We start from the raw sequence: 13,507 nt of genomic DNA, 5'->3' as shown, positions 1-13,507 counted from the left end.
CTAACTAGGAGAACGGCATGCTTGAGCTCACTGTAGAGCAGATTTCCATGGGCCAGGTGGCTGTGGATAAGTCTGCTGCCTTGCACCTGCTCGCTGAAAAACTGGTGGCCGATGGCCTGGTCGCCGAGGGTTACCTCAGCGGTTTGCAAGCCCGTGAAGCTCAGGGCTCGACGTTCCTGGGCCAAGGTATTGCCATCCCCCACGGCACCCCTGAAACCCGCGACCAGGTGTTCTCTACCGGCGTGCGCCTGCTGCAGTTCCCCGAAGGGGTGGACTGGGGCGACGGCCAGATCGTATACCTGGCCATCGGCATTGCCGCCAAATCCGACGAACACCTGCGCCTGTTGCAACTGCTCACCCGTGCCCTCGGCGAAACCGACCTGGGCCAGGCGTTGCGCCGTGCCGGCACCGCCGAAGCGTTGCTGAAACTGTTGCAAGGCGCGCCGCAGGAACTGGCGCTGGATGCACAGATGATCAGCCTGGGCGTGTCCGCCGATGACTTCGAAGAGCTGGTTTGGCGCGGTGCACGCCTGCTGCGTCAGGCCGATTGTGTGAGCAATGGTTTCGCCGCGGTGTTGCAGCAGGTGGATGCGCTGCCCCTGGGCGATGGCCTGTGGTGGTTGCACAGCGAGCAGACGGTCAAGCGCCCGGGCCTGGCGTTTGTCACCCCGGACAAACCCATGCGCTACCTCGGTCAGCCGCTCAATGGCCTGTTCTGCCTGGCCAGCCTCGGTGAAGCCCACCAGGCCTTGCTTGAACGCTTGTGCGCCTTGCTGATCGAAGGGCGTGGCCAAGAGCTTGGCCGCGCCACCAGCAGCCGCGCGGTCCTCGAAGTGCTCGGCGGTGAACTGCCTCCGGACTGGCCCAGCGCACGCATCACCCTGGCCAACGCCCACGGTTTGCACGCGCGGCCGGCGAAGATCCTCGCCCAGTTGGCGAAAAATTTTGACGGTGATGTGCGTGTGCGCATCGTCGATGGCCCAGTGGGCGCCGTGTCGGTGAAAAGCCTGAGCAAACTGTTGAGCCTCGGCGCTCGACGTGGCCAGGTGCTGGAGTTTGTCGCCGAGCCGACCATTGCCGGCGACGCACTGCCCGCGCTGCTGGCGGCGGTGGAGGAGGGCTTGGGCGAAGACGTCGAGCCACTGCCGACCCTGAGCGCCCAGCCCGAAGCCCTCGATATCGAACCGGTGATCAGCGCGCCATTGGCCGGGAGCCAGATCCAGGCCATCGCCGCCGCGCCGGGCATCGCCATCGGCCCTGCGCATATCCAGGTTCAGCAAACGTTCGACTACCCACTGCGCGGAGAATCCTGCGCCATCGAGCGCCAGCGCCTGCACAGCGCCTTGAGTGAGGTGCGCACCGATATCCAGGGCCTGATCGAACGCAACCCCTCCAAGGCGATCCGCGAGATTTTCATCACCCACCAGGAAATGCTCGACGACCCGGAACTCACCGACGAAGTCGACACCCGCCTCAAGCAAGGCGAAAGCGCTGAAGCGGCGTGGATGAGTGTGATTGAAGCCGCCGCCAAGCAGCAGGAGTCGTTGCAGGACGCCCTGCTCGCCGAGCGCGCGGCCGACCTGCGGGATGTCGGCCGTCGTGTGCTGGCGCAACTGTGCGGTGTTGAAACCGCCCAGGAGCCGAGCGAGCCCTACATCCTGGTGATGGACGAAGTCGGTCCGTCCGACGTTGCACGGCTTGATCCGGCGCGCGTCGCCGGCATTCTCACCGCCCGTGGCGGCGCGACGGCGCACAGCGCTATCGTCGCCCGTGCCCTCGGTATTCCAGCCTTGGTCGGCGCCGGCCCGGCGGTGTTGCTGCTGGCTTCCGGCACGCCGCTGTTGCTCGACGGCCAGCGCGGTCGCCTGCATGTGGACGCCGACAGCGCCACCCTGCAACGCGCCACGGTCGAACGCGACACCCGCGAACAGCGCCTGCAAGCCGCTTCGGCGCAACGCCATGAACCGGCGCTGACCCGTGACGGCCACGCCGTGGAAGTGTTCGCCAACATCGGCGAAAGCGCCGGTGTTGCCAGCGCGGTGGAGCAGGGCGCCGAAGGCATCGGCTTGCTGCGCACCGAACTGATTTTCATGGCCCACCCGCAAGCGCCGGACGAAGCCACCCAGGAAGCCGAATACCGTCGTGTGCTAGAAGGCCTCGGCGGTCGCCCGCTGGTGGTGCGCACCCTTGATGTGGGAGGCGACAAACCGCTGCCGTATTGGCCGATTGCCCAGGAAGAAAACCCCTTCCTCGGCGTGCGCGGCATTCGTCTCACCTTGCAACGCCCGCAGATCATGGAAGCGCAATTGCGTGCGCTGCTGCGTTCTGCGGATAACCGTCCGCTGCGCATCATGTTCCCCATGGTCGGCAGCGTCGATGAATGGCGTGCGGCCCGTGACATGACCGAACGCCTGCGCCTGGAAATCCCGGTGGCGGACCTGCAACTGGGCATCATGATCGAAGTGCCGTCGGCGGCATTGCTCGCCCCGGTGCTGGCCAAGGAAGTCGACTTTTTCAGCGTCGGCACCAACGACCTGACCCAGTACACCCTGGCCATCGACCGTGGTCACCCGACGCTGTCCGCCCAGGCCGACGGCCTGCACCCGGCGGTGCTGCAGCTGATCGACATCACCGTGCGCGCCGCCCATGCCCATGGCAAATGGGTCGGCGTGTGTGGTGAGTTGGCGGCAGACCCGCTGGCGGTGCCGGTGTTGATCGGCCTGGGGGTGGATGAGTTGAGCGTGTCGGCCCGCAGCATTCCCGAAGTGAAGGCGCGCGTGCGCGAATTCAGTCTGAGCGAGGCCCAGGGCCTGGCGCAAAAAGCACTGGCGGTGGGCTCGCCCGCCGAAGTGCGTGCCCTAGTGGAGGCCGTGTAGATGGCAAGGATTCTGACCCTGACGCTGAACCCGGCGTTGGACCTGACGGTGCGTTTGGCGCGCCTGGAGCCGGGTGAAGTCAACCGCAGCGACACCCTGCTGACCCATGCCGCCGGCAAGGGCGTGAACGTGGCGCAGGTGTTGGCCGATCTGGGCCATGACGTGAGCGTGGGCGGTTTTCTCGGCGCCGCAAACCCCGAGGCGTTCGATGCACTGATCGCCAGCCGTGGGTTTGGCGATGCGTTCGTCCGTGTGCCGGGAGAGACGCGCAGCAATATCAAGATTGCCGAGCAGGATGGCCGGGTCACTGACATCAATGCGCCGGGGCCGCAGGTGACGGAGCAGGCGCAGAACGCCTTGCTGGAGAAACTGGCGCAGATTGCTCCCGGTTTTGATGCGGTGGTGGTGGCCGGCAGCTTGCCACGCGGCGTCAGTGCGCAGTGGTTTCAACGCCTGGTGACGGAACTGAAAAGCCTCGGTTTGAAAGTCGCCCTGGACACCAGCGGCGAAGCGCTGCGCGCCGGTCTGAAAGCTGGCCCGTGGCTGGTCAAACCCAATACCGAAGAGCTGGCCGATGCCCTGGGTCATGCCCCGGATGCAATCAGCCAGCTTCACCTGCAGGGCGTGGAACATGTGGTGGTCTCCGACGGCGCCGCGGGCGTGAGCTGGTACAGCTCGAATGCGACGCTGCACGCCACACCGCCTAAGGTGACGGTGGCCAGTACCGTCGGCGCCGGCGACTCGCTGCTGGCCGGGATGCTGCACGGCTTGCTCAGCGGCGATACGCCGGAGCAGACCCTGCGCCGCGCCACGGCGATTGCCGCAATGGCGGTGACGCAAATCGGTTTTGGCATCAGCGATGACGCGCAGTTGGCGCGCCTCGAAAGCGGCGTTGTTGTGCGCACGCTGACAGAACAATAAGAGGGTTTGTGATGAAGTTAGCCATTGTTACCGCCTGCCCAAACGGCATGGTCACCAGTGTGCTGTGCGCCCGCTTGTTGGACGCCGCCGCGCAGCGCCAAGGCTGGAGTACCAGCGTGGAAGTGGTGGATGTGCAACGTCCGGAACGCCAGCTGTCCCAGGCCACCCTCGACGATGCCGAATGGGTGTTGCTGGTCAGCAGCACCCCTGTGGATATGCAGCGGTTTGTCGGCAAGCGCGTGTTCCAGAGCACGCCGGCCCAGGCGCTGGCGGATGTCGACGCCGTACTGCGTCGCGGCGCGCAAGAGGCGCAGGTGTATGTCGCCACGGAACAAGCGGCCAAGCAGGCGCCGCGCATCGTTGCGATCACGGCCTGCCCGACCGGCGTCGCCCACACCTTCATGGCGGCCGAAGCTTTGCAGCAGACGGCCAAGCGTTTGGGCTATGACCTGCAGGTCGAGACCCAAGGTTCGGTCGGTGCCCGTACACCGTTGAGCCCGCAAGCCATTGCCGAGGCTGATGTGGTGCTGTTGGCCGCCGATATTGAAGTCGCCACCGAGCGCTTCGCGGGTAAGAAAATCTACCGTTGCGGCACCGGCATCGCCCTCAAGCAATCCGAAGCCACCCTCAACAAGGCCCTCGCGGAAGGCGCGGTGGAAAGCGCAGCCAGCGGTGCGGTGGCCAAGAAGGAAAAAACCGGCGTCTATAAACACCTGCTGACTGGGGTGTCGTTCATGTTGCCGATGGTCGTGGCGGGCGGGTTGTTGATTGCCTTGTCATTCGTGTTCGGCATCCACGCCTTTGAACAGGAAGGCACCCTGGCGGCGGCACTGAAAACTGTCGGCGACCGTGCCTTCATGCTGATGGTGCCGTTGCTGGCGGGCTACATCGCCTACTCGATTGCCGACCGTCCCGGCATTGCGCCCGGCATGATCGGCGGCTTGTTGGCGGGTACCTTGGGCGCGGGGTTCATCGGCGGTATCTTTGCCGGTTTCCTGGCCGGCTACTGCGTCAAGCTGATCACCCGTGCGGTGAAGTTGCCGCAGAGCCTGGAGGCACTCAAGCCGATCCTGATCATTCCGTTGCTGGCGAGCCTGTTTACCGGCCTGGCGATGATCTACCTGGTCGGCCCCCCGGTGGCGCGCCTGCTCACCGGCCTCACCGACTTCCTCAGCACCATGGGCACCACCAATGCGGTGCTACTGGGCATCCTGTTGGGCGGCATGATGTGTGTCGACCTCGGCGGGCCGATCAACAAGGCCGCGTATGCGTTTTCTGTCGGTTTACTGGCGGCGTCCAGTGGTGCGCCGATGGCGGCGACCATGGCCGCGGGTATGGTGCCGCCGATTGGCATGGGCATCGCCACGTTCCTGGCGCGCCGCAAGTTCGCCCAGACCGAACGCGAGGCCGGCAAGGCGGCGATGATTCTCGGCATGTGCTTTATCTCTGAGGGCGCGATTCCCTTCGCCGCCAAAGACCCGTTGCGTGTGATCCCGGCCAGCATTGCCGGCGGCGCCTTGACCGGTGCACTGTCGATGTACTTCGGCTGCAAACTGGCAGCGCCCCACGGTGGCTTATTTGTGCTGGTGATTCCGAATGCGATGAACCATGCGTTGCTGTATCTGCTGGCGATTGTCGCCGGTAGCGTGCTGACCGGTGTGGTGTATGCGCTGATCAAGCGTCCGGATGTGGTAGAGCTGGCCGTCGCCCCCGCCAAGGCCTGACACCGCTCAAACCGGTAGGAGGGGGCTTGCTCCCGATAGCAGTGGATCAGTCAAATGTTTATTGCCTGGCACACCGTCATCGGGAGCAAGCCCCCTTCCACATTTGATCTCCACTGATCACACGATCAGTGTCATAACCGCTTCATCCGCTCGTGGTTAAGTTGCCCTTTTGATACTCAAGAGGGCACCTGCATGAGCCACTTCGATCTCGGCCGTCGCCGTGTGATGCAAGCCGTCGGCGCCGGTCTGTTGTTGCCGGGTTTGGCCCCGGCAGTGATCGCTTCGGTAAAGGATCGCCCGCAACTCACCGACGGCGTACAGTCCGGCGACCTGCTCGGCGATCGCGCCATGATCTGGAGCCGCAGCGATCGCCCGGCCCGCATGGTAGTGGAGTGGGACACCCGCAGCGTCTTCAGCAACCCGCGTCGATTCGTCTCGCCCCTGGCCGACAATCGCACCGACTTCACCGCCCGTGTTGAACTCACCGGATTGCCCGCCGACCAGGCGATTTTCTACCGCGTGCATTTTGAAGACGCCCAGACCGGCGTCGCCAGCGAACCCTGGTTCGGCCACCTGCGCAGCGTGCCGCAACAACGCCGCGACATCCGTTTTGTGTGGAGCGGCGACACCGTTGGCCAGGGCTTCGGTATCAATCCGGAGATTGGCGGCATGCGCATCTACGAAGCCATGCGCCTGCGCCTGCCGGACTTCTTTATCCACAGCGGCGACACCATCTACGCCGACGGCCCGGTGCCGGCGCAGCTGACCACCGAAGGCGGTCGCATCTGGCGCAATATCACCACCGAGGCCAAGAGCAAAGTCGCTGAAACCCTGGATGAATATCGCGGCAATTACCGCTACAACCTGATGGATGAAAACGTGCGCCGCTTCAACGCCGAGGTGCCGCAGATCTGGCAGTGGGACGACCACGAAGTGGTGAACAACTGGTCGCCAAGCAAGCAGTTGGATGAGCGTTACCAGACCAAGGACATCAACACCTTGGTGGGGCGTGCGCGCCAGGCCTGGCTGGAGTATTCACCGATGCGCCGGCAGAGCGCGGATGCGGGCGGGCGGATTTATCGCAAGCTCAGCTATGGCCCGCTGCTGGAGGTGTTCGTGCTGGATATGCGCAGTTATCGCGGACCCAACGATGACAACCTGGGCGCTGAAAAGCCCTTCCTCGGCCGCGAACAACTGGACTGGCTCAAGCGCGAACTCAAGGCGTCCCAGGCGCAGTGGAAAGTGATCGCCGCCGACATGCCCATCGGCCTCGGTGTGCCTGATGGTGAGGTCAGCCCCGGTGTGGCGCGTTGGGAGGCCATCGCCAACAACGACCCCGGTGCGCCGCAAGGTCGCGAAGTGGAAATCGCCGAGTTGCTGGGCTTTTTAAGGGCGCAACAGGTGCGCAACCATGTGTGGCTGACGGCCGATGTGCATTACTGCGCCGCGCATCACTATCACCCGGACCGTGCGGCGTTCCAGGATTTCGAACCGTTCTGGGAGTTTGTCGCCGGGCCGTTGAATGCTGGGAGCTTCGGGCCCAATCCGCTGGATAAGACCTTTGGCCCCGAGGTGGTGTTCGAGAAGGCACCGCCGGCGCAGAACACCTCGCCGTTCGCGGGTTTTCAGTTTTTTGGCGAGGTGCAGATTGATGGGCAGACGGCGGAGTTGACGGTGATCCTGCGGGATTTGGATGGCGTCTCGGTATTCGAACAAAAACTCCAACCGGCCTGATTGGAAGGCAATCAAGACTGTGGGAGGGGGCTTGCCCTTCCCACAGTTTGATTGTGGTTACGTCAGGGATTCAGTAGACGTCCCGGCGATAGCGACCTTGCTCGATCAGCCGTTCCACGGCTTCATTGCCGAGAATGTCCACCAGCGCCTGATCCACCCCAGCCGCCATCCCCTGCAAACTCCCGCACACATAAATCGCCGCGCCCTCCGCCAGCCACTTACGCAGCACCTCGGCCGATTCACGCAGGCGATCCTGCACATAGATTTTCTCTTCCTGATCGCGGGAAAACGCCAAGTCCAGCAACGCCAGATCACCACTGGCCAGCCAGCCTTGCAGTTCGTCCTGGCACAGGTAGTCGTGGGCGATATTGCGCTCGCCAAAGAGTAGCCAGTTGCGCTGCTGGCCGTCGGCAATGCGCGCCTTGAGCAAGCTGCGCAGGCCTGCCAGGCCGGTGCCGTTGCCCAGCAGGATCAGGGGCACCGGCATCTCCGGCAGGTGAAAACCGCTGTTACGGCGCAGGCGCAGGCTGATGCTTGAGCCGATGGCGGCGTGCTCGGTGAGCCAGCCACTCGCCAGGCCCAGGCTGCCGTCGGGGTGGCGCTCCTGGCGCACGATCAACTCCAGCACGCCCTCGCTGGCAATCGAGGCGATGGAGTATTCGCGCATGCCCAGGGGCACCAGCGCGTTCACCAGCGCCTGGGCATGCAGGCCCACCAGATGAGCGCGGTTATCCGGCAGTTGGCGGGTGGCCAGGGCTTGGTTGAGGGACTGCGCCAAGCCTTCGAACACTACGGCATCGCTGCCGGCCAGGCCCAGGCCTTCGAGAAAGTGTTCGATGGCCCAAGGACCATTGCGGGGCAGCACTTCAACCAGGTCACCGGCTTGCCAGGTGTGTGGCGCAGGCGAGGTGAGGCCCAGCAAATAGACCTGCGAGCCGCTGCTGTCGGGGTTGAGCAGGGTGCGTTGGCTGAGCGTCCAGTTTTCGTACTGGGCCGTCGGCCAAGCGGCTGCCGGGGCGTGGCCGGTGAGCTGGCCAAGTTGTTGTTGCCAGTGCAGCAGGGCGGTGGTGTCACCGCTGTCCACTTCGACCGGGGCGAACAAGGGATTGCCGCCCTGATTGGTCAGCCAGAAGTGCAGGCGCCGCGCAAAGCCGCAGAAGTGCTCGTATTGACGATCACCCAGGGCCAGCACCGAGTAGTTCAGGCCACTCAGGGAGAGGTCCTGGCCGAGCACGCTGCGCTCGAAGCCGCGGGCGCTGTCGGGGGCTTCGCCGTCGCCGAAGGTGCTGACCACAAACAGCGCATTTTCCGACTGGCGCAGGTCGTCCTGGCTGACGCTGCCCAGCGGCTGCACCTTCACCGGCAAACCGGCCGCCTGCAATTGCCCTGCCGTTTGCCATGCAAGCTGTTCGGCAAAACCGCTCTGGCTGGCAAAGCCGATCAGCCAGGCCGGGGCGTCGCTGTGGTTGGCGCTCAGACCTTTGCGGGCATCACGCACCTGGCGCTTTTTGCGGCGACGGTCGAGGTACAGCAGCCAGCCGGTGATGAAGAACAACGGCATCAGCAGTGAGCTGACGGTCAGGACAATCCGCCCGGCCAGGCCGAAGTAACTGCCGGTGTGCAAGGCGTAGACGCTGGTCAGCAGTCTGGAGCCGAGGCTTTTGCTCGCGTACCGGTCGTGGGATTTGACCTCGCCAGTGGCCGGGTCCAGATTGATCTGGTTCAGCGCGCGGTCATGGGGCGAGTCTTTCAGCAAGTAGAAGACGGTGGCCGGTTGCCCGGCGACCGCTGGCATACGGATGTTGTAAGCGCTCAGGCCGGGGCCGGCGTTGCTGTAGATGCTGCTCCACATAGCCGCGTAATTGGCCACCGGCGCGGCACCTTCGGGCGCCGGGCCGCGCTTGCGAACCCGTTCATGTTGCGGGGCGTCGGACAGCAGTTGGGTCAGGCCCTGGCTGTACCAGTCGTAGGACCAATACAAACCGGTCAGCGCCGAAAACAGATAGGCCAGCAGGCACCAGGTGCCGAATACCGAGTGCAGGTCCCAGTTGAAGGCGCGGCCTTTTTTGCGCCAGTCCAACGTCAGCCAGGCCCGCCAGTTCGCCGCCTGGCGCGGCCAGCGCAGGTACAAGCCGGAGAGGCAGAAGAACACCAGGATCAGCGTGCACGCGCCGGTGATGTTGCGCCCGGTGTCGCCCAGTACGAGGAAACGGTGGAATTGCAGCAGGAACCCGAAGACGTCCTGGCCGACCACGTCACCCATGTAGTCGCCGGTGTACGGATCGAAATAACGCAACTGACCACGGCGTTCGCCAGGCGGGGGGGTGAAGAACACGCGGGCAGCCTTGCCGCTTTCACTTTCCACGAACAGCATGGCCACCGTCTGGCCTTCAGTGGCCTCCAGCTTGCGCACCAGTTCGGCGGGCGGCAGTACGCCGGCGTCGCGTTTTTCCACGGTCAGTACGCTGGGGTTGAGCGCTTGCAGCATTTCATCCTGGAACGAGACCGCAGCCCCGCTGATCCCCATCAAGGCCAGCACCAGCCCGGCGGTAATGCCGAAGAACCAGTGCAACTGGAACAGGGTTTTCTTCAACACGTCTAACCGCCTCGTCTGTCTGAATGGGTAGGGCACGGCGCGCATTATGCCGTGGCTTGTCGAGAAACATTCTGTTTAACACGCAAAAGCCCCACGCATCCGATGCGTGGGGCTTTTTGCTGCGTGGCGCTGCTGCTTAGAAGTGGAACCGGGTGGACAGCAGTGCCTGTCCGAAGTCCACCCGCTGGCCAAGGAAATCGGCGCGGCGATGCTGGAGCGTTTGTGGCAGCCCCCCCTGTTCATGTCGACAGCGCCGTGCGCCCGTGGCGCGCGCTACGCCGCGTTCTTCTGGACGCAAAGCCTGGTGCGCGAAGACAGCCATCGCACTGTTCAGGTGGCTGAACAACCCCGCGAAGTGGTTTTTTCTTACGCATAAAGACTCAGGCTTCTTGCCCAGCGCGTTTACTTTTTCGTGGCTCTGTCAGGAGAAGACAGATTCTTTGCTGCAAGGCGGGATGACAACGTTCCTGTTTGTCGCTAGTCGATAAACAGGTGCCACAACTCGGGCACCGTCTTTAACAAAGCAAGGAGCAATGTCCATGACGTCTGTCACTCAACCCCCTGTTTCGCGCACGGGTTACGAATTGGTGCAACGGCAACTCAGCCGTAATGAGCGGGGTAAAGAGCCATCCTCTGCAGATGAGGAACTTTCGCTGACCGGCAAGGAGGTCGCCGATCGGCTTACTCGAACAGGTCACCGTTGGCACGATAGCAACCATAACGGCAGGACGGAGTTAACTTATGAGTTCTCGACCGTTGAGCCAGACAGCTTCAAAAAAGACCAAATCGATAGCCGCAACAAGGCCCGAAAATTTGTTCCGTTAAATGCTCGTCAAAAAGACTATGTCAGGACCGCGCAACAAGAGTATGCCGATATTGCCAATATATCGTTCACCGAAAAGGCCGGCGGCGGCGCTGAGGGGCATCTGATTTACAATGGTTATGACACTGGCAGTAACGTCAGCCCCATCCGGGGGTCCGGTTTTTTTCCAGATCCCCAGGGTCCTGAGCGCCCAGGGCATGTCTGGATGCGCAATACGGATCAGGCGAGCCGGTTCAACGAAAAAGAAGACGGCGGTTTTCTTGAAGGATTTGGAGATGACATCTGGCGTGAAAACTTGATTCACGAGATCGGGCATATTGTGGGTTTGAGTCATCCCCACGGCGACTCCGAGGAGGAAGGTCTTCCCGATTATCAGGAAAATTGGAAAAATTACTCAATCATGAGCTACAACACCCCGTTATTTTCCGAGGCGGAAGACAGTGGGGGGCCGGTCAGCCTGATGATCGATGACATAGCAGCCCTGCAAAAAACCTACGGTGCCAACCACGCCACGCGCGCGGGCGACACTACTTACGGTTTCAACTCTAACTCTGGCCGAGAACACTCCAGCCTTACTTCTTCCGACGACAAACCGCTGTTTGCCGTCTGGGATGGCGGCGGTTGGGACACGCTCGATTTCTCAGGGTTCAGCCAAAACCAAGTGATTAACCTCAATGCAGGCTCGCTGTCCTCGGTCGGAGGCTTGAGTCGTAATGTCGGCATCGCTGAGGGGGCCGTGATCGAAGAGGCCAGGGGCGGCAAAGGCAGGAATATCCTGATCGGCAATGAAGTCTTCAATGTGCTCCGAGGCGGACCTGGCGAGGATGTCATGTACGGGGGCAGTGGAGGAGCACAGATGTGGGGTGGTGCGGGGCCGAACACATTTGTCTTTGACGGCGCGTCCAGCGGAAAAGCGAACTGGGTGATGGATTTTGTCAGCGGCAAAGACAAGATTGATCTTTCAGGGCTGAGCAAGAAATTAGGGACTCTGACCTTCGTCTCCCAATTGCCACTTGATCACAGTAAACCGCAGGATCCAGTCAATCCGACGTTTCTTACCAAACCGGGTGATGTACTGGTGAGTTACGACCGTGCCTTTGGGCGAACGTTCTTCAGGCTGGATACCACCGGAGATGGCAGGATGGACATGTGCATTGACGTGCAAGGAAAAGTTGTTCGCAAGGATGTAGTGGTATAAAAAAAGGGCCCATGACCTGTCATGGGCCCTTTTTCGCGGCCTTACACGTAGAACGATTTCAGCGGCGGAAAGCCATTGAACTCAACCGCGCTGTAGCTGGTGGTGTACGCACCGGTGGACAGCCAGTACAAACGGTCACCGATCGCCAGGTTCAGCGGCAGGCCGTACTTGTAGTTCTCGTACATGATGTCGGCGCTGTCGCAGGTAGGACCGGCGATCACCACTTCTTCCATCTCGCCCTTTTTCTCGGTCCAGATCGGGAACTTGATGGCTTCGTCCATGGTTTCGATCAGGCCGGAGAACTTGCCCACATCCGTGTACACCCAACGCTCGACGGCGGTACGGGATTTACGCGCCACCAGCACCACTTCACTGACCAGGATGCCGGCGTTGGCGATCAACGAACGGCCCGGCTCCAGGATGATTTCCGGCAGGTCGTCGCCGAAATCTTCCTTGAGGAAGCGGATGATTTCTTCGGCATAGGTTTCCAGGCTGTTGGTGCGGGTGATGTAGTTGGCCGGGAAGCCGCCGCCCATGTTGATCAGCTTGAGGTGGATATTGTCTTCTTCTTTCAGGCGCTCGAAGATCACTTTGACCTTGGCGATCGCCGCGTCCCACACGCTGATGTCACGCTGTTGCGAGCCGACGTGGAACGAGATGCCGTACGGCACCAGGCCCAGGTCGCGGGCGAGGATCAGCAGGTCCATGGCCATGTCGGTCTGGCAGCCGAATTTGCGCGACAAAGGCCAGTCAGCCGTGGTCGAGCCTTCGGTGAGGATACGCACATACACTTTCGAACCCGGCGCGGCCTTGGCGATGTTGCGCAGGTCGGCTTCGGAGTCGGTGGAGAACAGGCGCACGCCCTTCTCGTAGAAGTAGCGGATGTCCTTGGATTTCTTGATGGTGTTGCCGTAGCTGATACGGTCGGGGCTGACGCCACGGTCCATCACTTTGTCCAGCTCGTAGATCGACGCGATGTCGAAGCTTGAGCCTTTATCCTTGAGCAGGTCGATGATCTCGACGGCCGGGTTGGCCTTGACGGCGTAATAGACCTTGGCGAATTCGAAACCGGCGCGCAGGTCATCGTAGGCCTGGCTGATCATCGCGGTGTCGATCACCACGAATGGGGTTTCTTGCTTGTCGGCGAACGCCTTCATTTTGTCAAACGTGGCGCGCGCGAAATAATCTTCGACATTGATCGACATGCTGGGAACTCCTAAGGGCAAACTGAAATTAGCAATGGGTGCAAATGAACGTCCTCCGTATCCCCACTTTGGTTCGCCTACTTCCCAAGGCATGTCGCCGAAAGCAAAAAGGCCATGGGATCACTTGCGTCCCTTGGCCTTGCTGTCTCGTCGTCAGTACTTGAGCCGGATGGATCGTTTCCAGCATGGACGTTCGGCGCGAACTTTAGGACGTGAGGGGCCATAGATCAACTAAAAATGTCGCGTTTTTGCACGCGTTCGTCGCGCGATGCCGTGCAGCTACTTATGTAACCGACCGGTGTGACGGAATGATGTTCCCCGCAGAAGGGAAATTGAGGGCATTTCCCTGACACACCGGAGGCTAAATGTGGGAGGGGGCTTGCCCCGATGGCGGTGGATCAGTGACTGATGAAGTGACTGAAACACCGCC

General features: G+C 62.0%; 7 protein-coding genes and 1 pseudogene. 6 read left to right on the top strand and 2 right to left on the bottom strand.

Features of this window, described 5'->3' with window-relative positions; all coding sequences use genetic code 11:
• The first annotated feature begins 17 nt into the window (after positions 1-17).
• The 4 genes from ptsP (at position 18) to K7431_RS16280 (ending at position 7,255) form a co-directional block, all read left to right on the top strand.
• Positions 18-2,876 carry a phosphoenolpyruvate--protein phosphotransferase gene (gene ptsP, locus K7431_RS16295; RefSeq protein ID WP_012722172.1) on the top strand — a complete coding sequence of 953 codons (2,859 nt, stop codon included), beginning with the start codon at positions 18-20 and terminating at the stop codon, positions 2,874-2,876.
• On the top strand, positions 2,877-3,797 hold the full coding sequence (pfkB, locus tag K7431_RS16290) for a 1-phosphofructokinase (protein ID WP_012722173.1): 921 nt from the start codon (positions 2,877-2,879) through the stop codon (positions 3,795-3,797). It abuts the gene before it with no gap.
• An 11-nt stretch (positions 3,798-3,808) separates the two neighbouring features.
• On the top strand, positions 3,809-5,521 hold the full coding sequence (locus tag K7431_RS16285) for a PTS fructose-like transporter subunit IIB (protein ID WP_043204768.1): 1,713 nt from the start codon (positions 3,809-3,811) through the stop codon (positions 5,519-5,521).
• Between the two features lie 192 nt (positions 5,522-5,713).
• Positions 5,714-7,255, top strand: coding sequence for an alkaline phosphatase D family protein (locus K7431_RS16280; RefSeq protein WP_012722175.1), 1,542 nt, complete (start codon positions 5,714-5,716; stop codon positions 7,253-7,255).
• A gap of 70 nt (positions 7,256-7,325) precedes the next feature.
• On the opposite strand, the gene K7431_RS16275 is transcribed toward K7431_RS16280, so the two are convergent.
• Positions 7,326-9,851 carry a PepSY domain-containing protein gene (locus tag K7431_RS16275; protein ID WP_012722176.1) on the bottom strand — a complete coding sequence of 842 codons (2,526 nt, stop codon included), beginning with the start codon at positions 9,849-9,851 and terminating at the stop codon, positions 7,326-7,328.
• A gap of 166 nt (positions 9,852-10,017) precedes the next feature.
• Between K7431_RS16275 and K7431_RS16270 the strand changes: the two are divergent.
• A pseudogene (locus K7431_RS16270) lies at positions 10,018-10,182 on the top strand (hypothetical protein); the annotation flags it as partial.
• A gap of 208 nt (positions 10,183-10,390) precedes the next feature.
• Positions 10,391-11,872, top strand: coding sequence for a M10 family metallopeptidase C-terminal domain-containing protein (locus tag K7431_RS16265; RefSeq protein WP_052308616.1), 1,482 nt, complete (start codon positions 10,391-10,393; stop codon positions 11,870-11,872).
• A 41-nt stretch (positions 11,873-11,913) separates the two neighbouring features.
• Here K7431_RS16265 and K7431_RS16260 read toward each other — a convergent pair whose 3' ends face one another.
• Positions 11,914-13,077 (bottom strand): type III PLP-dependent enzyme, encoded by a 1,164-nt coding sequence (locus K7431_RS16260; protein ID WP_012722179.1) that lies wholly within the window; start codon positions 13,075-13,077, stop codon positions 11,914-11,916.
• Positions 13,078-13,507: the final 430 nt, after the last annotated feature.

The sequence above is a fragment of the Pseudomonas fluorescens group sp. genome, from assembly GCF_020093335.1.
Taxonomy (GTDB): domain Bacteria; phylum Pseudomonadota; class Gammaproteobacteria; order Pseudomonadales; family Pseudomonadaceae; genus Aquipseudomonas; species Aquipseudomonas petroselini.
This window is presented reverse-complemented; position numbering and strand designations above follow the sequence as displayed.